Below are 21,680 nucleotides of genomic sequence, written 5' to 3'. Positions count from 1 at the left end.
CGGACAGCCCGCCCGGCGGCCACCCGACGAACGCACCAGGGCCTCCCCCGCACCCGCGGGGGAGGCCCTGTCCGTACGGCTGTCCGCACCCTTCCAACGCCCCCGGCAGCGCCGCTACCGCTGCTCCCACGGCGGCCGGGGCGGCCGCGGCGGGTAGCCCGGCACCTGCTGCCCCGGCGGCGGCCCGGGTGGCGGCCCGGTGGGCCGGTCGCTGTCGGGCGGCGGCGGGGCGGGCCGGTGGTGCGGCCCGCCCCGGGCGGTGAGGCGGCCGCGGAGGTTGTCGGCGGCGAGGACGTCGGCCCAGCGCTCGGGGTATTCGGAGGGCGCGTCGACGTCGTCGTTCTCGTCCTCGCCCCACTCCTCCTCGTGGCCTTCGGCGAGGCCGAGTTCGCGGGCGCGGCGGGCGCGTTCGACGGCCCGGCGGGCGGCGACCTCGCGGACGACGGCGGCCGCGGCCTCCTCGTGGGCGCGTTCGTTCTCGGCGCGGGCGTCGGCGGTTTCGAGGGTGGGCCAGCGGCGGTCTATGGCGGCGTTCATGGCGGCGCCGATGAGGACGGCGAGGGCGACCACGAAGATCCACAGCAGGACGGCGACGGGCGCGGCGAGCGAGCCGTACGCCGAGGGGACCTCGACGGAGCTGACCAGGTAGAGGCGCAGGCCGACGCTGCAGAAGACGAGGACGACGAGGGCGACGAGCGCGCCGGGGATGTCCTCGCGCCAGGGCGTGGAGACGGGGACGGCCAGGTGGTAGAGGGTGGTGAGGGAGACGATCAGCAGCAGGATGGCGACGGGCCAGTAGGTGGCGCCGACGAGTCCGGCGATGCCGGGGACGGCGTTCTCGATGAGGCCGGGCCCGGCCATCAACAGGGGCAGGACGAACGCGCCGATGACCAGGGCGCCGAGGTAGAGGCCGAGGGACATCAGCCGGGTCTTGACGATGCCGCGCTTGCCGTCGAGGCCGTACATGACGGTGATGGTGTCGATGAAGATGTAGAGCGCCCGGGAGCCGGACCACAGCGACAGCAGGAAGCCGATCGAGATGAGGTCGGGCCGGGTGTGGCCGAAGACCTGGTCGAGCAGCGGTTCGACGACGTCCTTGACGGAGGACTGCGACAGGACCGTCCCGGAGGCGGTGATGATGTCGTGCTTGAGCCGGTCGATGGTGCCCGCGCCGAGGAAGGAGTCGAGGTAGCCGAGGGTGGCGGCGACGCCGAGCAGCAGCGGTGGGATGGACAGCAGGGTGAAGAAGGCGGCCTCGGCGGCGAGGCCGGTGACCCGGTACTCGACGCAGGTGTTGGTGGTGTCCTTGACCAGGTCCCACGTGGTGCGGCGCCAGGTGACCGGCTTGGCCGCGCGCCGGGAGCCCTTGCCGCGGCGCCGGGTGGGGCGCTCGGGGGTCGGTCTGCTCGTTTCGCCTGCTGCTTGCACAGGGGTAACGGTATCGGGCCGGGGCGCCGCGGTTGATCTCCCCGGGGTCCCGGGGCGTGGCCGGGCGGCGGGGCGGGGAGCGGCGGGAACCGTCGAGCGTCCCGCATTTCGGAACCATGGAGTCCAGCATTCGGATGTTAGTGGACCGCGAGTCCCGCGCCGTGCGAATCTCTTGCCATGCCTAGCGCCGGAACCACCCTGGTCGGTCGACTCCACGTCGACCTGCTTCGCGTGTCCAGCGCCATCTGTCCGGTGACCTGAGCCCACCCCCGCCGCACCACCGCACCCGGCGCCACCCACCATCGCCATCCCCGCAGCAGCGGATGCGCAGGCGCCCGCCCGGCCCCGGTCACTGCTCTCCCTTTCCAGGGAACGTTCCTGAGGAATCCGCAGGTCACAGCAGCACCGTACGGCCGTGCACGCCCCGCGACCCATCCGGCACCAGCGCCACCTGCCCCCGAAGGACTTCATCATGGCCACGTCCCCCGAGACCGCCGAGCCCACGGCCGAAAGCCCGGCCCCGCGCCGCCCCGCCGCGGCTCGCAAGGTGACCCGTCACCGCGGCGAGGGCCAGTGGGGCATGGGGCACTTCACCCCGCTGAACGCCAACGAGCAGTTCAAGAAGGACGACGACGGTCTCAATGTGCGGACACGTATTGAGACGATCTACGCGCAGCGGGGCTTCGACTCGATCGACCCGGCCGACCTGCGCGGCCGGATGCGCTGGTGGGGGCTCTACACCCAGCGCAAGGAGGGCATCGACGGCGGCAAGACCGCGATCCTGGACCCGCACGAGCTGGACGCCGAGTACTTCATGCTCCGGGTGCGGATCGACGGCGGCCGGCTGACGGTCGCCCAGCTGAAGGCGATCGCCGAGGTCTCCGAGGAGTACGCGCGCGGCACCGCCGACCTGACCGACCGCCAGAACATCCAGTACCACTGGATCCGGATCGAGGACGTCCCGGCGATCTGGCGCAAGCTGGAGGCGGTGGGCCTGTCCACCACCGAGGCCTGCGGCGACACCCCGCGCGTCGTCCTCGGCTCCCCGGTGGCCGGCGTCGCCGAGGACGAGATCATCGACGGCACCCCGGCGATCGACGAGATCCAGCGCCGCTTCATCGGCAACAAGGACTTCTCCAACCTGCCGCGCAAGTTCAAGGCCGCGGTCTCCGGCTCCCCGCGGCTGGACGTCGCGCACGAGATCAACGACGTCGCCTTCGTCGGCGTCGTCCACCCGGAGCACGGGCCCGGCTTCGACCTGTGGGTCGGCGGCGGCCTGTCCACCAACCCCAAGCTGGGCGTGCGCCTGGGCGCCTGGGTGCCGCTGGAGCAGGTGCCGGACGTCTTCGGCGGGGTGATCGGCATCTTCCGCGACTACGGCTACCGCCGGCTGCGCAACCGCGCCCGGCTGAAGTTCCTGGTCGCCGACTGGGGCGCGGAGAAGTTCCGTCAGGTGCTGGAGGACGAGTACCTGAAGGACAAGCTCCTCGACGGGCCGGCACCGGTCGAGCCCGCCGCCCGCTGGCGCGACCACGTCGGCGTCCACCGGCAGAAGGACGGCCGGTACTTCATCGGCTTCGCGCCGCGGGTCGGCCGGGTCGACGGCAAGCTGCTCGGCGAGGTCGCCGACCTGGCCGCCGCGCACGGCAGCGACCGGGTCCGCACCACCACCGAGCAGAAGATGCTCATCCTCGACGTCGCCGAGGAGCACGTCGACGCGGTGGTGGCCGGACTGGAGGCGCTCGACCTGCGGGTCACCCCGTCGCCGTTCCGCCGCGGCACCATGGCCTGCACCGGCATCGAGTACTGCAAGCTCGCCATCGTCGAGACCAAGCAGCGCGGCCGCACGCTCATCGACGAGCTGGAGAAGCGCCTGCCGGACTTCGACGAGCCGCTGACCATCAACATCAACGGCTGCCCGAACGCCTGCGCCCGCATCCAGGTCGCCGACTTCGGCCTCAAGGGCCAGCTCGTCACCGACGAGAACGGCGAGCAGGTCGAGGGCTACCAGGTGCACCTGGGCGGCGCGCTCGGCCTGGAGGCCGGCTTCGGCCGCAAGGTCCGCGGCCTCAAGGTCACCAGCGCCGCCCTGCCGGACTACATCGAGCGCGTCCTGACCCGCTACCGGGCCGACCGCGCCGAGGGCGAGCGCTTCGCCCAGTGGGCGGCCCGGGCCAGTGAGGAGCAGCTGTCGTGAGCGAAAGAGCCGCACCGTTCTTCTGCCCGTACTGCGGCGAGGAGGACCTGCGCCCGTCCGAGGCCGGGCACGGCGCCTGGGAGTGCCACGGCTGCCGCCGGGCCTTCCAGCTGAAGTTCCTCGGCCTGCTGTCACCGACCAACGGGGGTACGTCACATGAGCAGCACCGCGACTGACCACGCGGCGCTCGCGGAGCGGGCCGGCCGCGAGCTGGAGGAGGCCACGCCGCAGGAGATCCTGCGCTGGGCCGCCGACACCTTCGGCGGGCGGTTCTGCGTCACCTCGTCGATGGAGGACGCGGTGGTCGCCCACCTGGCCTCCTCGGTGTTCCCGGGCGTGGACGTGGTGTTCCTGGACACCGGCTACCACTTCCCGGAGACCATCGGGACCCGCGACGCAGTGGCCGCGACGATGCCGGTCAACGTCATCACGCTGAAGCCGCTGAGGACCGTGGCCGAGCAGGACGCCGAGCACGGGCCGAACCTGCACGACCGCGACCCGGACCTGTGCTGCGCGCTGCGCAAGGTCGAGCCGCTGAACCGGGGCCTCGGCGGCTACGACGCCTGGGCGACGGGGCTGCGCCGCGACGAGTCGCCGACCCGGGCGAGCACCCCGGTGGTGGCCTGGGACGCCAGGCGCCGCAAGGTCAAGATCGCCCCGATCGCCCGGTGGACGCAGCAGGACGTGGACGCCTACGTCGCCGCCCACGGGGTCCTGCTCAACCCGCTGCTGTGGGAGGGCTACACCTCGATCGGCTGCTCACCGCTGTCCTGCACCCGCAAGCCGGGTGAGGGTGAGGACGCCCGGGCCGGGCGCTGGTCGGGCTCCGGCAAGACCGAGTGCGGCATCCACCTCTGAATCAAGCCCCCGTGATCCCCCGTCTCCACTCGTGTAAGGAAAGACGTCGTGACAGCTGACACTTTGGCCGCCGCCGGAGCCGCAGAGGCGGCCCCCCAGGCCGCCCCCTGCGAGCGCGGCGCCACCGTGTGGCTGACCGGGCTGCCGAGCGCGGGCAAGACCACGCTGGCGTTCGCGCTGGCCGAGCGGCTGCGCGCCGGCGGCCACAAGGTCGAGGTCCTGGACGGCGACGAGATCCGCGAGTTCCTGTCCAAGGGCCTCGGCTTCTCCCGCGAGGACCGGCACACCAACGTGACCCGGATCGGCTTCGTCGCCGAGAAGCTGGCCGCCAACGGCGTGAAGGTGCTCGCCCCGGTGATCGCCCCGTTCGCGGACTCGCGGGCCGCCGTGCGCGAGCGGCACGCCGCGAACGGCACCGCGTTCCTGGAGGTCCACGTCGCCACCCCGGTCGAACTGTGCGCCGAGCGGGACGTCAAGGGCCTGTACGCGAAGCAGGCCGCCGGCGAGATCTCCGGCCTGACCGGTGTGGACGACCCGTACGAGGCGCCCGAGGCGCCGGAGCTGCGCCTGCAGACGCAGGGCAGGGCGGTCGCCGAGTCCGCCGCCGAGCTGCACGCCTTCCTGACCGAGAGGGGCCTCGCATGACCACCGCGACCGACAGCCCGGTCCGCACCGACGACACCCCGTTCGCGCTGTCCCACCTGGACGCGCTGGAGGCCGAGTCGGTGCACATCTTCCGCGAGGTCGCGGGGGAGTTCGAGCGCCCGGTGATCCTGTTCTCCGGCGGCAAGGACTCCATCGTCATGCTGCACCTGGCGCTGAAGGCCTTCGCCCCGGCGCCCGTCCCGTTCGCGCTGCTGCACGTCGACACCGGCCACAACTTCCCCGAGGTGATCGCCTACCGGGACCGCGTGGCGGCCGAGCACAACCTGCGCCTGCACGTCGCCTCCGTCCAGGACTTCATCGACCGCGGCGTGCTGCGCGAGCGCCCGGACGGCACCCGCAACCCGCTGCAGACGGTGCCGCTGCTCGACGCGATCGAGAAGGGCCGCTTCGACGCCGTGTTCGGCGGCGGCCGCCGGGACGAGGAGAAGGCCCGCGCCAAGGAGCGCGTGTTCTCCCTGCGCGACGAGTTCGGCGCCTGGGACCCGCGCCGCCAGCGCCCCGAGCTGTGGTCGCTGTACAACGGCCGGCACGCGGTCGGCGAGCACGTGCGGGTCTTCCCGCTGTCCAACTGGACCGAGCTGGACGTCTGGCAGTACATCGAGCGCGAGGGCATCGAGCTGCCGGAGATCTACTACGCGCACGAGCGGGACGTCTTCGCCCGCAACGGCATGTGGCTGACCGCCGGCGAGTGGGGCGGCCCCAAGGACACCGAGCCCGTCGAGCGGCGGCTGATCCGCTACCGCACCGTGGGCGACATGTCCTGCACCGGCGCCGTCGACTCGGACGCCACCACCATCGAGGCCGTGATCGCCGAGATCGCCGCCAGCCGCCTCACCGAGCGCGGCGCCACCCGCGCCGACGACAAGCTGTCCGAGGCCGCGATGGAAGACCGCAAGCGCGAGGGGTACTTCTAGACATGAGCACTGCAACCGCCACGTCGCTGCTGCGCTTCGCCACCGCCGGGTCCGTCGACGACGGCAAGTCCACCCTGGTCGGCCGCCTCCTGCACGACTCCAAGTCCGTGCTCGCCGACCAGCTGGAGGCCGTCGAGCACGCCTCCCGCAGCCGCGGCCAGGACGCGCCCGACCTCGCGCTGCTCACCGACGGCCTGCGGGCCGAACGCGAGCAGGGCATCACCATCGACGTCGCCTACCGCTACTTCGCCACCCCCCGGCGCCGGTTCATCCTCGCCGACACCCCCGGGCACGTGCAGTACACCCGCAACATGGTGACCGGCGCCTCCACCGCCGAGCTCGCCGTCGTCCTGGTCGACGCCCGCAACGGCGTCGTCGAGCAGACCCGCCGGCACGCCGCCGTCGCCGCGCTGCTGCGGGTGCCGCACGTGGTGCTGGCCGTCAACAAGATGGACCTCGTCGGCTACGCCGAGCCCGTGTTCGCCGCCATCGCCGCCGAGTTCACCGCCTACGCCGCCTCGCTCGGCGTCACCGACGTGCTGGCCGTGCCGATCTCCGCCCTCGCCGGGGACAACGTCGTCGAACCGTCCGCGCACATGGACTGGTACGGCGGCCCGACCCTGCTGGAGCACCTGGAGACCGTCCCGGTCGGCAGCGACCCGAGCGCCGAGCCCGCCCGCTTCCCCGTCCAGTACGTGATCCGCCCGCAGACCGAGGAGCACCCCGACTACCGCGGCTACGCGGGCCAGTTGGCCTCCGGCGTGCTGCGGGTCGGCGACCCGGTCACCGTGCTGCCCTCCGGGCACACCACCACCGTCGCCGGGATCGACGCGCTCGGCCGCCGCACCGACATCGCCTGGGCCCCGCAGTCGGTCACCGTCCGCCTCGCCGACGACATCGACATCTCCCGCGGCGACCTCATCGCGGCCGGGGCGACTCCCGCGCCCACCAAGGACATCGAGGCCACCGTCAGCCACCTCAACGAGCGGCCGCTGCGCGCCGGGGACAAGGTGCTGCTCAAGCACACCACCCGCACCGTGCGGGCGCTGGTCAAGGAGATCTCCTACCGGATCGACATCGACAGCCTCGAACAGCGCTCCGGCGCCGAGGGGTTGAACGTCAACGACATCGGCCACGTGGTGCTGCGCACCGCCGAGCCGCTGGCCCTCGACGCCTACGCGGCCAACCGCCGCACCGGCTCGTTCCTGCTGATCGACCCGGCGGACGGCACCACCCTCACCGCCGGCATGGCGGGCGAGGCGTTCGACACCGTACGCGCCACGGACACCGCAGAGGAGGACTGGGTCTGATGCCCAGCGAGGCGTTCTCGGGCATGGACAAGGAAGGCGGCCGCATCGGCAGCGGCGTCCTCGGCAGCGGCCAGGGCGGCCTGACCCGATGTGCGGGCCGACAGGGCTGACCCGCCCTGTCACCGGGCTGCCTCCCCCACAGCCGCCCGGCCTGCCCCCGGCACACCGCTGCCGCGCGCACCACCTTCCCAACCGTCCGCCCGGGACCGCCTCCTGACGGTCTGTCCGTGAACAGGACCCACCATGGCACCGAACCAGGCACCTGCGCATACCCACGCCCGCCCGAACGCCGGCCGGATCAGACGCGGCGCCGCGGCCGCCGTCGCCGCCCTGTCCGCCGCCGCCCTGCTGTCCGCCTGCGGCTACGGCTCCAAGGCCGACGACAAGGCCGACGACAAGGCGAACACCGCCGCCACCGCGGCCGGTACGGGCTCCGCCTCCGGCGCGAAGCTGTCCGCGGACAGCGTGAAGATCGGCTACTTCGCCAACCTCACCCACGGCACCCCGCTGGTCGGCCTCCAGGAAGGCATATTCCAGAAGGAGTTGGGCGCCACCCAGATCAAGACCCAGGTGTTCAACGCCGGCCCCGCCGAGATCGAGGCGCTCAACGCCGGCTCCATCGACATCGGCTGGATCGGCCCCTCCCCCGCCATCAACGGCTACACCAAGTCGGACGGCAAGTCGCTGCGGATCATCGGCGGTTCGGCCTCCGGCGGCGTCAAGCTCGTCGTCAACCCCGACAAGGTCGCCTCGCTGGACGACCTCAAGGGCAAGAAGATCGCCACCCCGCAGCTCGGCAACACCCAGGACGTGGCACTGCTCAACTACCTCGCCGGCAAGGGCTTCAAGGTCGACGCGGCCTCCGGCGCCGGCGACGTGTCGGTGGTGCGCACCGACAACAAGGTCACCCCCGACGCCTACCGCCAGGGCTCCATCGACGGCGCCTGGGTGCCCGAGCCGACCGCCTCCAAGCTGGTCACCCTCGGCGCGAAGGTCCTGCTCGACGAGAAGGACGTGTGGCCGGACAAGAAGTTCGTGATCACCAACATCATCGTCTCGCAGAAGTTCCTCAAGGAGCACCCGGACGTGGTGGAGGCCGTGCTGCGCGGCTCGGTGAACGCCAACGCCTTCATCAAGGCCAACCCGGACAAGGCCAAGGCCGACGCCAACGAGGCCATCAAGAAGGACGCCGGCAACGCCCTGGAGCCGGCCGTCCTCGACCCGGCCTGGGCCGGCATCGAGTTCCTGGACGACCCGCTGGCGGGCACCCTGCAGTCCGAGGCCGACCACGCCGTCACCGCCGGGCTCCTCAAGAAGCCCAACCTGAACGGCATCTACGACCTCACCCTGCTGAACAAGGTCCTCGCGGCCAAGAGCCTGCCCGCCGTGGCGGACGCCGGACTCGGCACCAAGTGACTCCGCGGTCCGGCCCCGCCCGCCCGGTCGATCCCCGATCGATGCCCACCGGCGCGGGCGGGGCCCGGACCCCGGCTCCGACCCGCCAGCCCTCTCCCGTGCAGGAGGCCCCCATGCCCGCAGTGACCACCGAGGCCGACACCTCCGCCGTCGACGCCCCGGCCGGCGCGCCCGCCGTCCGCATCGCGCACGTCCACAAGTCCTTCGGCCGCCCCGGCGCCCGCACCCACGTCCTCGACGACATCACCCTCGACGTCGCCCCCGGCGAGTTCGTCACCCTGCTCGGCGCCTCCGGCTGCGGCAAGTCCACCCTGCTCAACCTCGTCGCCGGCCTCGACCGGCCCTCCGCCGGCACCATCGAGGTGGCCGGCGGCCGCCCGGCGCTGATGTTCCAGGAGCACGCGCTGTTCCCCTGGCTCACCGCCGGCAGGAACATCGAACTCGCCCTCAGGCTCGCCGGCGTGCCGCGCCCCGAACGCCGCGCCGAGGCCGAGCGCCTGCTCGAACTCGTGCGCCTCGGCGGCTCGTACGGCAAGCGGGTGCACGAGCTGTCCGGCGGCATGCGCCAGCGCGTCGCGATGGCCCGGGCGCTCGCCCAGGGCAGCAAGGTGCTGCTGATGGACGAGCCGTTCGCCGCGCTCGACGCCATCACCCGCGACGTCCTGCACGACGAGATCACCCGGATCTGGGCCGAACGGCAGCTCAGCGTCCTGTTCGTCACCCACAACGTGCGCGAGGCGGTGCGCCTGGCCCAGCGCGTCGTGCTGCTCTCCTCCCGCCCCGGCCGGGTCGCCCGGCAGTGGCTGATCGACCTGCCGCAGCCGCGCCGCATCGAGTCCTCCGGCGTCGCCGACCTGTCCATCGAGATCACCGAAGAACTGCGTGGGGAGATCCGCCGCCATGTCCAGCACTGACACCGCCCCCGCCCGGACCGGAGGCGACAGCGCCGACGTCGGCGCCGGACTGGACGCCCTCGACGCGGTCTCCGCGCAGCGCAGTTCGCTCGGCGAGGTGCTGCGCACCAAGGCCCTGCCGCCGCTGATCGGCGTCGTCGTGGTCCTCGCCCTGTGGCAGGGCGCCTACAGCCTGCACCTCACCTCCTCCTACAAGCTGCCCAGCCCGCTGGACGTGTGGCACTCCCTGCAGGACCTCTGGTACCAGGGCACGCTGTTCTCCATCATCTGGACCAGCGTGTGGCGCGGCCTGTCCGGCTTCCTGCTCGCCGTCGCCATCGGCACCCCGATCGGCCTGGTCGTCGCCCGCGTCCGGCCGGTGCGCACCGCGATCGGGCCGGTCCTCCAGGGCCTGCAGTCGCTGCCCTCGGTCGCCTGGGTGCCCGCCGCGGTGATCTGGCTCGGCATCAACGACTCGATGATGTACGCGGTCATCCTGCTCGGCGCCGTCCCGTCCATCGCCAACGGCCTGGTCGCCGGCATCGACCAGGTGCCGCCGCTGTTCCTGCGCGCCGGACGCACCATCGGCGCCACCGGCCTGGCCGGCGCCCGGCACGTCCTCATCCCGGCCGCGCTGCCCGGCTACCTCGCCGGGCTCAAGCAGGGCTGGGCGTTCTCCTGGCGCTCGCTGATGGCCGCCGAGCTCGTCGCCTCCTCCCCCGACCTCGGGCGCGGCCTCGGCCGCTTCCTGGAGGACCAGCGCGAGTTCTCCGACATGTCCGGGGTGCTGCTCGGCATCATCCTCATCCTGTTCGTCGGCATCGCCATCGAGCTGCTGGTGTTCACCCCCATCGAGCGCCGGGTGCTGCGCAACCGCGGCCTGCTGGCCGCCACCAGGTGAGGCCCCGGCCGTGACGTCCACCCTGCTGCTCGTCGCCCACGGCAGCCGCGACCCGCGGCACGCCGCGACCGTGGCCGCCCTGGTCGCGCGGGTCCGGGCGGCCCGGCCCGGCCTGGAGGTCGCCACCGCCTACCTGGACCACTGCGCGCCGCGGATCCCCCAGGTGGTCGGCCGGCTGGACGACGCGGTCGCCGTGCCGCTGCTGCTGGGCCGGGCCTACCACGCCAAGCACGACATCCCCGCCGCGCTGCGCTCGGCCGGCTGCGCGCTGCCCGTCGCGGACGTCCTCGGGCCGTCCCCGCTGCTGCTCGCCGCCCTGGACCGCCGCCTCGCCGAGACCGACCCGGCCCTGCGCGGCGCCGCCGAGCGGGCCCGCACCGGCGTGGTCCTGGCGGCGGCCGGCTCCTCCGACCCGGCCGCCGACGCCGCCACCCGGGCGGTCGCCGCCCAGTGGCGGCGCACCCGCGGCTGGGCGGCCGTCGAGGTCGCCTACGCCTCCGCGGCCGGGCCGCGGGTGCCCGACGCCCTCGCCGCCCTGCGCGCCGCCGGCGCGGAGCGCACCGCCGTCTCCCCCTACCTGCTGGCCCCCGGCCGGCTGCCCGACCGCATCGCCGGGGCCGCCGCCGGAGCCGACCTGCTCGCCCCCGTCCTCGGCGCCGCCCCGGAACTCGCCGCCCTGCTCCTGCGCCGCTACGACGAGGCCCGCGCCACGGCCGGGGCGCTGGCGGCCTGAGGTTCGCTCATGCGCAGTCGAGGACGCTGTGCTCGCTGAGGTCGGGGGCGTGCCGTGCCACGGTGCGGTAGTCCGCGTCGTCGTGGAGGACCGTCAGCCCGTGGTGCGCGGCGGTCGCCGCGATCACGAGGTCGACCGCGGAGGCGCTGCGGTGCTGCCCGGCGAGCGCCATCCGCCGCTGCACGGTGTCGATCCAGCGCCCCGCTCCCTTCGGCACCGAGACGTCCGGGTAGAGGTCGGCGAACATCTCGGCGATCTCGTCGTACTCCCGGCCGTCGCGCGCGCTGTAGAGGAACTCGGCGCGTTGCGGATAGCACGACGCGATCGACCCCGCGTCGATCGCGTCGTACCAGGCCTCCTGGAGCTTCGGGTCGCGCAGCAGCCGGAAGAGCGCGGAGGTGTCGAGGAGGTAGATCACCGACCGTCCTTCTCCGCCCGGTGCAGCCGCTCGGCCTGCTCGACCGCTCCCCAGTGCGCGGCCCGCTCGAAGTGCCTGCTGATGCGGGCCGCGCGTTCCTGCCGCTCCGCGTAGTAGCGCAGTGCGAGGTTGACGGCTTCCTTCTTCGTCCGCACGCCGGCGAGCGCCATCGCGCGCTCCAGCGCGTCCTCATCGATGTCGATCTGTGTCACGGACATCCGGCACCTCCTCGATCGATGGTGGTGATGTACATAAAACTGTACCTCGCCAACATCGCCGGGGGGCGGCGCGTGTCGAACCGTGGGGCGCGAAACGCCGCGGCCGCGCCGGGGCTGGGCCCCGGCGCGGCCGGTGGGGGGTGCGGGTGCGGGTGCGGGTTCCGCTAGTCGAGGGTGCGGCGCTGGCGGCCGGTGCCGTAGTTGGAGCCGGACTTGGAGCCGCTGCCGGGCTTGGCGCGGCCGGCGGAGCGGCCGATGAAGCCGGCGGCCTGCGGGCGTCCGGTGCCGCCGCCCTGGGCGGTCTTGGGGCGGGGGCGGCGCGGGTTGCCGTTCATGTCGACGTCGGCGGGCAGCGCGGAGCGCTTGCCGGGCCGGCGGCGCGGGGTGGCGGGCTTGTCGGACTTGGCCGCGGCGGCGGGCTCGACGACGGGCACGGGCACCACGATGCTGACCGGGACGCCGCTGGGGGTGCGGGCGCCGGTGATCCGGGTGAGGTCGGCGTCGCCGGGGCGGACCTTGGTGACGGTGGGGCGGATGCCGGCGACGGTCATCAGCCGGTTGACCTCGCGGCGCTGCTCGGGCAGCACCAGGGTGACGACGGTGCCGGACTCGCCGGCCCGGGCGGTGCGGCCGCCGCGGTGCAGGTAGTCCTTGTGGTCGATGGGCGGGTCGACGTTGACGACGAGGTCGAGGCCGTCGATGTGGATGCCGCGGGCGGCGACGTTGGTGGCGATCAGCGCGGTGACGAGGCCGTCGCGGAACTGGTCGAGGACGCGGTTGCGCTGCGGCTGGGACTTGCCGCCGTGCAGGGCCGCGGCCTTGACGCCGTTGGCGAGCAGCTGCTTGGCGAGCCGGTCGGCGCCGTGCTTGGTGTGCACGAACATGATCACCCGGCCGTCGCGGGAGGCGATGTGCGCGGTGGTGGAGGCCTTGTCGGCCGGGTCGAGCTGCAGGACGTGGTGGTCCATGGTGGTGACGGCGCCGGCCGAGGGGTCGACCGAGTGGGTCACCGGGTCGGTGAGGAAGCGCTTGACCAGGCGGTCGACGTTGCGGTCCAGGGTGGCGGAGAACAGCATCCGCTGCCCGCCCTCGGCGACCTGCTCCAGCAGCTTGCTGACCTGCGGCAGGAAGCCCATGTCGGCCATCTGGTCGGCCTCGTCGAGGACGGTGATCGCGACGTCGGAGAGGATGACGTCGCCGCGCCCGATCAGGTCGTCGAGGCGGCCCGGGGTGGCGACCAGCACCTCGGTGCCGCGGCGCACCGCGTTGGACTGCCGGTTGATCGACATGCCGCCGACGACGGTGGTGATCCGCAGGTTGACGGCGGTGGCGTAGGGGGTGAGCGCCTCGGTGACCTGCTGGGCGAGCTCGCGGGTGGGCACCAGGACGAGGGCCAGCGGGTAGCGGCCGGTGGCGCGGCGCCCGGCGGTGCGGGCGAGCAGCGGCAGGCCGAAGGCGAGGGTCTTGCCGGAGCCGGTGCGGCCGCGGCCGAGCACGTCGCGGCCGGCGATGGAGTCCGGCAGGGTGGCGCCCTGGATCGGGAACGGCTCGGTGACGCCCTCGCGGGTGAGCGCGCTGAGGATCGCCTTGGGCAGGTCGAGCTCGGCGAAGGTGGCCGCCGGCGGGCGGGCCGGGGTGCCCTCGACGACGGTGAAGTCGGCGGCCTCGGGCGCGGCGGCGCGGCGGGCGCCCTTGGGGGCGCCGGTCTGCTGGGGGGCGCCGGTGCGGCCGCGCGGCTTGCGCGGGCGCTCGGCGGCGCGGTCCGTACGGGCGGTGCGCTCGGTGTTCGCGCCGCGGCGGCCCTGGTCGCCGCGGGCCTCGCCGCGGGCGTCGGTGCGGGCGGTGGTACGGGCGGTGGCGGCGCGGTCGCGCGGCGGGCGGGCAGGGGTGGTCACGGGGTCTCCGTTCGTCGGTCGTCAGCCCGTGTGCGGGGCTGGTTCGGCCGTCGTCAGGGAGTGCGCCGCCCCGGCCGTTCGGCGGCATGAACGGGGGCCCGCACCGGTGTCCGGTGCGGGCCCCCGCTTCACGGGATCACGAGATCGCGCGTCAGCGTGGAGGCTGACGTCAGCCGATGACGGTGATCTTCTCGGCCTGCGGGCCCTTCTGGCCCTGGGTCACGTCGAACTCGACGCGCTGGCCCTCGAGCAGCTCGCGGAAGCCCTGGGCGGCGATGTTCGAGTAGTGGGCGAAGACGTCCGGGCCGCCGCCGTCCTGCTCGATGAAGCCGAAGCCCTTTTCGCTGTTGAACCACTTCACGGTGCCGGTAGCCATAACCGTCTCCTCATACTGGGGCATCAGGGATTCACACCTCGTGAATCCCGAAGTAGCCGCGATCCCCATCCGGAGACTGAAACACCGGACAAAACAAATGCGCCTGTTGGTTGGGACCAGCAGGCGCACACAAGCGTTCATGGGAACCAAAACTGCAACTGCTTCGACTGTAGCACGGTGGCACCCCGATTGACCGGGGATTTCGGGGCCCGGGAGATCACGTTTGCGGGCCCGGGAAACGGGGCAGGCGGCGCCCCGCCGGAGCGGGGCGCCGCCTGTCGCGGCTGGGTCCGGTCAGCGCCGGCCGGCCGGCTCCGGCACGCCGTGGCTGCCGGCGAGCGGGGCCTGGCCCGCGCCGTGGCCGCCGGTGTCGGCGTGGCCGGGCCACCAGGCGCGCTGGCCGAGCAGGGCGGTGAGCGCCGGGGTGAAGAACATCGCCATCACGAAGGCCGCGATGAGGATGCCCATGGCGATCGAGAAGCCCATCTCGCTGGACAGGGTGTTGCCGGCCAGCAGCATCGTCGCGAAGGTGCCCGCGAGGATGAAGCCGGCGGCGGCGACGGTCGGGCCGCCGTGGCGGATGGCCATGCTGGCCGCCTCGCGCGGGTCGCGGCCCTCGCGGGCCTCCTCCCGCAGTCGGGCGATCATCAGGATGTTGTAGTCGGTGCCGAGCGCGACCACGAACAGGTAGATCAGGATCGGCAGCATGAACATCAGGCCGGGCTCGCCCTTGAAGTCCTGGAAGACCAGGGTGGTGGCGCCGAGGGTGGCGCCGAAGCCGAGGCCGACCGAGGCCATCAGGTACCAGGGCGCGACGACGCTGCGCAGCAGCAGGCCCAGGATGATCATGATCAGCACGGCGGCGATCGGGAAGACCAGGCTGTAGTCGTGCGCCATCGCCGTGTTGATGTCCTTGTACACGGAGGCGGTGCCGGCCACCAGCGCCTTGGTGCCCTCGGGCGCCTTGTCGTGCGCGGCCTTGCGGACGTCGCCGATGGTGTCGATGGCCTTGTTGCTGGCCGAGTCGTCCGCGAGGACCAGGGTGATGTCGACGGTCTGGCCGTCCGGGCTGACGCTGTGCTCGGAGTCCATGGCGGCCTGGGAGACGCCCGGGACCTTGCCCAGGTCGGAGACGTAGCCCTGGAGGGCGGCCGGGTCGAGCTTGCTGCCGTTCTGGCTGGTCAGGTAGACGTGCGCGGGGTCGCCGGCGCCGGCCGAGAAGGCCTTGGCCATGGTGTCCTGGACGACCATCGACTCCTTGTTCTTCGGCATGGAGCTGCCGGCCATGTCGAAGGTGCCCTTGTAGCCGAGCGCGGCGACCGCGAGGCCGACCATCACCAGGCCGGAGAGCACGGCGGTGGCGGCGGGGCGGCGGCCGACGGTGCGGCCGATCGCGGCGAAGCGGGCGTTGGACGGCTCGCGCTGCCAGGCCTTGGAGGGCCAGAACAGGACCTTCTCCGGAATGCGGGAGATGATCGCGGGCACCAGGGTGACCGAGGCGACCGCGGTGACCGCGACGGCGATGGCCAGCGCGGGGCCGAGCGCCTTGAACATGCCGAGGCTGGACAGGACGAGCACGGCGAAGGCGACCACGACGGCGCCGGCGGCGGAGGTGATGGCCTCGCCGACCCGGCCGACCGCGTTGGCCACGGCCGTCCTGCGGTCGTCCCCGGCCCGCAGCCGTTCGCGGTAGCGGAACATCAGGAACAGGAAGTAGTCGGTGCCGACGCCGTAGAGGACGACCGTGAGGATCATCTCCATGGAGTTGTCGGCCTTGAGCCCGAACCAGTCGGCGGCGAAGCCGATCAGGCCGGTGGCGACCATCGAGTAGACGATGACGGTGACGACGGGCAGCAGCGCGATGATCGGGCTGCGGAAGATGATGCCGAGCGTGAGCAGGATGATCACGATCGTGCCGAGGCCGATCAGCATCTGCGCGGTGGAGCCGGCGTCCTTCTGGTCGAGGTTGGACGCGGCCGCGCCGCCGACCTGGACCTTGACGCTGGTGCCGGAGGTGAGGGCGGTGCCCTCCTCGCGGAGCTTCTTGGCGGCCTCGGGGAACTTGTCGTCCGCGAACTTGGACTTGTCGATGGAGACCATCGACATCGCGAACTTCTTGTCCGCGGAGTAGCCCTGCTCGTTGACCGGCAGGACCTGGTCGACCAGCTCGATGTGCTTGTCCGCCAGGCCCTGGATGACCTTGGCCATGGTGGCCTTGTCACCCTCGTCCAGCGCGCCGCCGTCGTTGCGCTGGAAGAGCAGCAGCGCCCCGGGGGAGATGTTGGACGGGAAGGCCTTCTGCTGCAGGTCCGACGCCTGGATGGACTCGTAGTGCTTGGGCAGGAACGCCGATTCGTCGGAGTTGGACTTCAGCTGCGGTGCGCCCGCGATGATCGCGAAGGCCGCGACGACCCATGCGGCGATCACCCACCACGCACGGCGTACGACGAATTGTCCTAGTCGGTGGAACATGCTCGTGATGCCTCCTGGGCATGGTTCACCGCAGCCCCGTGGAACGGGCCGCCGGGCAGCGGCAGGACCGGCCGGAGGCGCGCGGAGGCAGCCCCTTACCGGTCGGCAGGTAAGTAGGTTCGGGCGCCATCCTACGAGTACTTGCTTGCCGCCCGGCAAGGAGCCCCCGTGTTCCAACCCCCGTAAGGGACCGACCCTCAAAGGTCCCTGACCCAGTGTCACCCGCCCGCACCCCCGTTGACCTCGTGCTCGGGGTGGAGACTTCTCCCCCTCAGGGTGGAGCCGCAGCCCACCCCGGGGGAGGAGAAATCCGGGTCCGGGGGTGGGGAAAACCCCACCCCGACCCCGATGCTGCCCCCAGGAGCCACTCACCCGCCAGCCGGTTTACCGCCCAAGTCCCCACTCCCTACTGTTGGTTGCGACGCCGGAAGCGCAGCCGGCGACCACCGCGACGGCGTCCGGGCCGACACCGGCCCGCCCGGCGACGACCGCCGCTCTACCTGGGGGAACCCCGTGAAAACCAGACTCGGCCCGGCCGCCGCGATGGGCGCCTGGAGCGCCCGCCACCGCAAGACGGCCGTCTTCGGCTGGCTGCTCTTCGTCGTCCTGGCCGCCGTGCTCGGCGGCATGCACGGCAGCACCACCGTGACCGAGGCCGAGTCCATGCCCGGACAGGTCTCCCGCGCCGCACGGATCCTCGACCGGGCCGGCCTGCAGAGCCCGGCCGGCGAGACCGTGCTGGTCCAGAGCGCCACCCGCGGCGCCGACGACCCGGCCTTCCGCGCCGCCGTCGCCCAGGTCGTCGACGCCGCGACCGGCACCGGCCGCACCACCGCGGTCCGCTCCCCCTACGACACCAAGGCCGTCTCCGCGGACGGCCACTCCGCCCTCGTCCTGCTCACCCTCCGGGGCGACCACGACGAGGCCGTCAAGAACGTCCAGGACGTGGTGGCCGCGGTGGCCGGCGTGCAGCGGGCCCACCCCGACCTCACCGTCGTCGAACTCGGCGACGCCAGCTCCGGCAAGTGGATCCAGGACCAGTTCAACCACGACTTCGCCCGCGCCGAGTGGACCGCCGTGCCGCTCGCCCTCGGCATCCTGCTGATCGCCTTCGGCGCCCTCGTCGCCGCCGTCCTGCCGGTCGTGCTCGCCCTCACCGCCTTCGTCGCCGCCAGCGGGCTGGTCACGCTCGGCAGCGGCCTGCTGCACACCAGCAACGACGCCAGCTCGGTGATGCTGCTCGTCGGCCTCGCCGTGGGCGTCGACTACTGCCTCTTCTACCTGCGCCGCGAACGCGAGGAGCGCGCCGCCGGGCGCGACGCCGCCACCGCGCTGAGCATCGCCGCCGCCACCAGCGGCCGGGCCGTCCTGGTCTCCGGCATCACCGTCGTCGTCGCCATGGCCGGCATGTTCCTCACCGGGATCGCCGACTTCCGCGCCATGGCCTTCGCCACCATCGTGGTCGTCGTCACCGCCGTCCTCGGCTCCCTCACCGTGCTGCCCGCCCTGCTGTCCCTGCTCGGCGACCGCGTCGAGAAGGGCCGGGTCCCGCTCCTCGGCAGGCTGCGCCGCCCGGACGCCCTGCAGAACGGCGGACGGTTCTGGAACGCCGTGCTCACCCCCGTGCTGCGCCGCCCGCTCGCCGCCACCGTCCTCGCCGGCGGCCTGCTGCTCGGCCTGGCCGCGCCGCTGCTCACCATGCACACCGCCAACCTGACCTTCCAGCAGCAACTGCCCGAGGGCAACGCCCTGGTGGCCGCCTCGCAGAAGATCGAGGCCGCCTTCCCCGGCAGCCCCGCGCCGGCCACCGTGGTGATCAGGTCCACCGACATCTCCTCCCCCGCCATGACCTCCGCGATCGCCGACCTCAAGGCCCGGGCCCTGGCCAGCGGCCGGATGCACGGACCGATCGACGTCACCGTGCACGCCGAACAGAACGTCGCCACCGTCGACATCCCGCTCGACGGCACCGGCAACGACTCCGTCAGCAACGCCGCCCTGAAGGCCCTGCGCGAGGACCTGGTGCCCGCGACCGTCCTCACCGTGCCCGGCACCGAGGCCCCGGTCACCGGACGCACCGCCGGCTCGTACGACTTCAACGCCAAGATGACCGGCTCGATGCCGCTGGTCTTCGGCTTCGTCGTCGCCTTCGCCTTCCTGCTGATGCTCACCTCGTTCCGCTCGCTGACCATCGCGGCGACCGCCGTGGTGCTCAACCTGCTGTCGGTGGGCGCCGCGTACGGGGTGCTGACGCTCGTCTTCCAGCACGGCGTGGGCGCCTCGCTGCTCGGCACCGCCGGGGTCGGCGCCGTCGAGTCCTGGGTGCCGCTGTTCCTCTTCGTGATCCTCTTCGGGCTCTCGATGGACTACCACGTCTTCGTGGTCTCCCGGATCAAGGAGAGCCGCGACCGCGGGCTGGCCACCCGGGCCGCGATCGCCCACGGCATCCGATCCACGGCCGGGGTGGTCACCAGCGCCGCGGTGATCATGGTGGCGGTGTTCGCGGTCTTCGGCACCCTGTCCATGCAGGCGATGAAGCAGATGGGCGTCGGCCTGGCCGTCGCGGTGCTGATCGACGCGACGGTGATCCGCGCGGTGCTGCTGCCCGCCGTGATGAGCCTGCTCGGCGAGCGCAACTGGTACCTGCCGCGCTGGCTCGGCTGGCTGCCCGACCTCTCGCACGGCGAGCCCGCCACCGCGGCGGCCCCCGCCCCGGCCACCGTCACCAAGCCGAGGGCCGGACGGCGCCGCCTGGTCCGCGACTAGGGACCGCCTCCCGGCGCCGGGCCCCGCGTGCTGCGGGCCCGGCGCCGCTGCGTGCCCGCGGCCGCTTTGGGATGATGATCACCGTCCGGGATCCACCGGACGGACGCCGGCGGGAACGGAGCCCAGCCATGATCCCCTTCGACGAGGGCCGCGCCCGGCTGCTGCTCGCCCACGCCTGCGAGTCCGCCGGCCTGCCCGGGCCCGGCGACGCCCGGCTGATCGCGCTCGGTGAGAACGCCGTCTTCGACCTCGGTGACCCGGCCGTGGTCGCCAAGGTCGCCCGCGGCCCCGAACTGTACGACCGGGCGCACCGCGAGCTGACCGTCGCCCACTGGCTGGCCGGGCAGGGCGTGCCGGTGGTCCGCCCGTACGAGGCGCTCGCCGCCGAGCCCCAGCTCTCGCACGGACACCCGGTCACCTTCTGGCACCGGCTCGCCCCCGCCGTCCGCCCCGCCCGGCCGGTGGACCTCGCCCCGCTGCTGCGCGCCCTGCACCGGCTGCCGCTGCCGCCCGTCCCGCTCGGGCGGCGCGACCTGCTGGCCCCGGTCGAGCGCTGGCTCGCCTCCGCCGAGGGGCAGGTCGACCCGGCGGACGTCGCCTTCCTGCGCCACCGCCGGGACGCCTTCGCGGCCGCCCTGGAGGACCTCGTCCCGCGGCTGCACCCCGGGGTGGTCCACGGCGACGCGCTGCCGCGCAACGTCCACGTCGGGCCGGACGGGCCGGTGCTGCTCGACCTCGAATTCGTCGCCGACGACCTGCGGGAGCACGACCTGGTGGTCCTCGCGCTCAGCCAGGACCGGTACGGGGTGCCCGCCGAGGAGTACCGCGCGTTCACCGAGGCCTACGGCTGGGACGTGCGGGAGTGGCCCGGCTTCACGGTGCTGCGCGGCGCCCGGGAGACGGCCAGCGCCTCCTGGGTGGCGCAGCAGGCCGCGAGCAGCCCGGCCGCGCTCGCGGAGTTCCGGCGCCGGGTCGCCTCGCTGCGGGACGGGGACACGGGGGTGCGCTGGTACCCGTTCTGACGGGGATGTGGCGAGCCGGGCGGGTGTGAGAAGGCTCCTACGCGGGTTCGGTCCGGTCCGCAACCGGGGCACGTACGATCGGCGTCCTATCGGACAGTCATCCTGACCGAGGAATCGGCACCCGTCTCGTACCTCAGGAGCCGCCGCCATGCACCGGACCGACGACCGCCGCCCCTTCGCCCCCTCGCGCGTCTCCCGGGCCCGTCGTCGGCTGGTCGGGGGCTGCGTCGCGGTGGCGGCCGCGCTGGGCCTGGCCGCGTGCGGCACCGCCAGCGGGGCACTGCAGCAGTCCGCCGCCGGCACCACGGGCGCCGGGCAGTCCCCGATCACCCTGTCGCCGACCGCCCCGACCGCCCCGAGCGCCCCGGCCGGCGGGCCCGCCACCGCCATCGCGCCGACGCCCGGCTCGGACGGCGCTCCCGCCTCCGCCGCGCCGCCCGTGGCCGCGAAGCCGCGCACGCCCACCGCCCCGGGCACGTCCACCGCCCCGGGCACGCCGTCCGGCACCCCGTCCGGCACCCCGGCTCCGCCGCCCGGGCACGCGGGCGCCGGCAAGGTGATCGGCTCCACCGCCTCCGGCGGCCGTACCGTCGCCCTCACCTTCGACGACGGCCCGGGCCCCGCGACCGGCCCGATCCTCGACCTGCTCGCCCAGTACGGCGTCAAGGCCACCTTCTGCGAGATCGGGCAGAACGCCGCCGCCAACCCGGCCCTGGTCAAGCGCGTCCTGGCCGAGGGGCACCGGCTGTGCGACCACAGCGTGCACCACCCGCAGCCGTTCGCGAAGCTGCCGCACGACAAGGCCGTGTACGAGATCACCGCCGCCCGCGACATGATCGTCCGGGCGGGCGGGCCCGGCACCGCGGTCGGCTGGTTCCGCGCCCCGGGCGGCGGCTTCAACGCCGACAACGAGCAGATCACCGCGGGCCTGGGGATGTCCTCGCTCGGCTGGTCCGTCGACCCGCGCGACTGGTCCCGTCCGGGCGTGCCCGCGATCGTCTCCGCCGTGCAGAGCCAGCTCAGGCCCGGCGGGGTGGTCCTGATGCACGACGGCGGCGGCGACCGCGGCCAGACGGTGGCCGCGCTCAAGCAACTGCTGCCGTGGCTCGTCGCCCAGGGCTACACCTTCGACTTCCCGGCGGCGTAGCGGGCCCGTCAGGCCGGGCCTACGGCACGCGCAGCCGGTGGACCTGCCGG

20 protein-coding genes are annotated in these 21,680 nt (G+C 73.3%); 14 read left to right on the top strand and 6 right to left on the bottom strand.

What is annotated here, in order from left to right; genetic code table 11:
• Positions 1 to 114: 114 nt before the first annotated feature.
• Positions 115 to 1,428, bottom strand: a complete 1,314-nt coding sequence (locus tag AB2U05_RS25515; protein ID WP_078860634.1) for a YihY/virulence factor BrkB family protein — start codon at positions 1,426 to 1,428, stop codon at positions 115 to 117.
• Positions 1,429 to 1,605: 177 nt separating this feature from the next.
• Here AB2U05_RS25515 and AB2U05_RS25510 point away from each other — a divergent pair, with 177 nt between their 5' ends.
• The 11 genes from AB2U05_RS25510 (at position 1,606) to AB2U05_RS25460 (ending at position 11,316) form a co-directional block, all read left to right on the top strand.
• On the top strand, positions 1,606 to 1,689 hold the full coding sequence (locus tag AB2U05_RS25510; protein WP_310593185.1) for a putative leader peptide: 84 nt from the start codon (positions 1,606 to 1,608) through the stop codon (positions 1,687 to 1,689).
• A 211-nt stretch (positions 1,690 to 1,900) separates the two neighbouring features.
• Positions 1,901 to 3,625 (top strand): nitrite/sulfite reductase, encoded by a 1,725-nt coding sequence (locus AB2U05_RS25505; protein WP_045701721.1) that lies wholly within the window; start codon positions 1,901 to 1,903, stop codon positions 3,623 to 3,625.
• Positions 3,622 to 3,801 (top strand): hypothetical protein, encoded by a 180-nt coding sequence (locus AB2U05_RS25500; protein ID WP_045701651.1) that lies wholly within the window; start codon positions 3,622 to 3,624, stop codon positions 3,799 to 3,801. The genes AB2U05_RS25505 and AB2U05_RS25500 overlap by 4 nt, the downstream gene beginning before the upstream one ends.
• Complete coding sequence (locus AB2U05_RS25495; RefSeq protein WP_369184347.1) at positions 3,782 to 4,483, top strand: phosphoadenylyl-sulfate reductase; 702 nt, start codon at positions 3,782 to 3,784, stop codon at positions 4,481 to 4,483. The genes AB2U05_RS25500 and AB2U05_RS25495 overlap by 20 nt, the downstream gene beginning before the upstream one ends.
• Before the next feature lie 63 nt (positions 4,484 to 4,546).
• The gene (gene cysC / locus AB2U05_RS25490) at positions 4,547 to 5,128 is read left to right on the top strand and encodes an adenylyl-sulfate kinase (RefSeq protein WP_045701655.1); all 582 of its coding nucleotides are present in this window, start codon (positions 4,547 to 4,549) and stop codon (positions 5,126 to 5,128) included.
• On the top strand, positions 5,125 to 6,063 hold the full coding sequence (gene cysD / locus AB2U05_RS25485; RefSeq protein WP_045701657.1) for a sulfate adenylyltransferase subunit CysD: 939 nt from the start codon (positions 5,125 to 5,127) through the stop codon (positions 6,061 to 6,063). Before cysC ends, cysD begins: the two co-directional genes overlap by 4 nt.
• Positions 6,064 to 6,065: 2 nt before the next feature.
• The gene (locus AB2U05_RS25480; protein WP_045701659.1) at positions 6,066 to 7,373 is read left to right on the top strand and encodes a sulfate adenylyltransferase subunit 1; all 1,308 of its coding nucleotides are present in this window, start codon (positions 6,066 to 6,068) and stop codon (positions 7,371 to 7,373) included.
• A 243-nt stretch (positions 7,374 to 7,616) separates the two neighbouring features.
• Positions 7,617 to 8,789 (top strand): aliphatic sulfonate ABC transporter substrate-binding protein, encoded by a 1,173-nt coding sequence (locus AB2U05_RS25475; protein ID WP_045701662.1) that lies wholly within the window; start codon positions 7,617 to 7,619, stop codon positions 8,787 to 8,789.
• A gap of 113 nt (positions 8,790 to 8,902) precedes the next feature.
• Entirely contained in the window at positions 8,903 to 9,703 is an 801-nt protein-coding gene (locus AB2U05_RS25470; RefSeq protein WP_045701664.1) for an ABC transporter ATP-binding protein, read from the top strand.
• Positions 9,690 to 10,583, top strand: coding sequence for an ABC transporter permease (locus tag AB2U05_RS25465; RefSeq protein ID WP_045701667.1), 894 nt, complete (start codon positions 9,690 to 9,692; stop codon positions 10,581 to 10,583). Before AB2U05_RS25470 ends, AB2U05_RS25465 begins: the two co-directional genes overlap by 14 nt.
• Positions 10,584 to 10,593: 10 nt before the next feature.
• Positions 10,594 to 11,316 (top strand): sirohydrochlorin chelatase, encoded by a 723-nt coding sequence (locus tag AB2U05_RS25460; RefSeq protein WP_369184346.1) that lies wholly within the window; start codon positions 10,594 to 10,596, stop codon positions 11,314 to 11,316.
• A gap of 7 nt (positions 11,317 to 11,323) precedes the next feature.
• Here AB2U05_RS25460 and AB2U05_RS25455 read toward each other — a convergent pair whose 3' ends face one another.
• The 5 genes from AB2U05_RS25455 to AB2U05_RS25435 form a co-directional block, all read right to left on the bottom strand.
• Positions 11,324 to 11,734, bottom strand: a complete 411-nt coding sequence (locus AB2U05_RS25455) for a PIN domain-containing protein (RefSeq protein ID WP_045701671.1) — start codon at positions 11,732 to 11,734, stop codon at positions 11,324 to 11,326.
• Positions 11,731 to 11,952: a type II toxin-antitoxin system VapB family antitoxin gene (locus AB2U05_RS25450; protein ID WP_045701723.1), complete on the bottom strand. Its 222-nt coding sequence runs from the start codon at positions 11,950 to 11,952 to the stop codon at positions 11,731 to 11,733. The genes AB2U05_RS25455 and AB2U05_RS25450 overlap by 4 nt, the downstream gene beginning before the upstream one ends.
• 164 nt (positions 11,953 to 12,116) lie before the next feature.
• Positions 12,117 to 13,847 (bottom strand): DEAD/DEAH box helicase, encoded by a 1,731-nt coding sequence (locus AB2U05_RS25445; RefSeq protein ID WP_369184345.1) that lies wholly within the window; start codon positions 13,845 to 13,847, stop codon positions 12,117 to 12,119.
• A gap of 169 nt (positions 13,848 to 14,016) precedes the next feature.
• Complete coding sequence (locus AB2U05_RS25440; RefSeq protein WP_045701674.1) at positions 14,017 to 14,223, bottom strand: cold-shock protein; 207 nt, start codon at positions 14,221 to 14,223, stop codon at positions 14,017 to 14,019.
• Between the two features lie 294 nt (positions 14,224 to 14,517).
• Positions 14,518 to 16,695, bottom strand: a complete 2,178-nt coding sequence (locus AB2U05_RS25435; RefSeq protein WP_369184344.1) for an MMPL family transporter — start codon at positions 16,693 to 16,695, stop codon at positions 14,518 to 14,520.
• Between the two features lie 543 nt (positions 16,696 to 17,238).
• On the opposite strand from AB2U05_RS25435, the gene AB2U05_RS25430 reads away from it, so the two are divergent.
• The 3 genes from AB2U05_RS25430 (at position 17,239) to AB2U05_RS25420 (ending at position 21,630) form a co-directional block, all read left to right on the top strand.
• Complete coding sequence (locus AB2U05_RS25430) at positions 17,239 to 19,461, top strand: MMPL family transporter (RefSeq protein WP_369185997.1); 2,223 nt, start codon at positions 17,239 to 17,241, stop codon at positions 19,459 to 19,461.
• A 128-nt stretch (positions 19,462 to 19,589) separates the two neighbouring features.
• Positions 19,590 to 20,483 (top strand): phosphotransferase enzyme family protein, encoded by an 894-nt coding sequence (locus AB2U05_RS25425; RefSeq protein WP_045701682.1) that lies wholly within the window; start codon positions 19,590 to 19,592, stop codon positions 20,481 to 20,483.
• Between the two features lie 148 nt (positions 20,484 to 20,631).
• Complete coding sequence (locus tag AB2U05_RS25420) at positions 20,632 to 21,630, top strand: polysaccharide deacetylase family protein (protein WP_369184343.1); 999 nt, start codon at positions 20,632 to 20,634, stop codon at positions 21,628 to 21,630.
• Positions 21,631 to 21,680 lie beyond the last annotated feature (50 nt).

It is taken from the genome of Streptomyces sp. Y1 (assembly GCF_041053115.1).
In the GTDB taxonomy this organism is placed as follows: Bacteria; Actinomycetota; Actinomycetes; order Streptomycetales; family Streptomycetaceae; genus Kitasatospora; species Kitasatospora rubellomurina.
This window is presented reverse-complemented; position numbering and strand designations above follow the sequence as displayed.